The 453-nt window shown below is 67.3% G+C and carries 1 pseudogene; it reads left to right on the forward strand.

Features of this window, described 5'->3' with window-relative positions:
• Nucleotides 1-453 (forward strand): annotated as a pseudogene (locus tag CBX98_RS25430) (DNA topoisomerase IV subunit A); the annotation flags it as partial.

Raw genomic sequence — 453 nt, forward strand, 5'->3', positions numbered from 1 at the left:
GCTGATCGAACGTAGCGTCGCGCAGGCACTGGACGAGAGCGCGCTTGTCGCCTCCGAACCGGTGACCGTGGTGCTGTCGCACAAGGGCTGGGTACGCGCCGGCAAGGGCCACGACATCGACGGCGAAGCCCTTTCCTATCGCGATGGCGACAGCCTGCTGGCAATCTCCCGCGCGCGCACGACGCAACAGGTCGCCTTCATCGATTCCACCGGTCGCGCTTATGCAACGCCGGCACACACGCTGCCTTCCGCGCGCGGCAACGGCGAACCGCTCACCGGCCGCTTCAGCCCGCCAGCCGGCGCGCGTTTCGATGCCGTCGTCACGGCCGATAACGACACCCGCATCGTGCTGGCGACCGACTTCGGCTACGGCTTCGTCACTCGCTTCGAAGCGCTGACGGGCCGACAGAAGGCCGGTAAGCAGATCATTTCGCTCAGCGACGGCGCCCGTGT

The sequence above is a fragment of the Vibrio sp. T9 genome (genome assembly GCF_003123985.1).
Classification (GTDB): domain Bacteria; phylum Pseudomonadota; class Gammaproteobacteria; order Enterobacterales; family Vibrionaceae; genus Vibrio; species Vibrio diabolicus.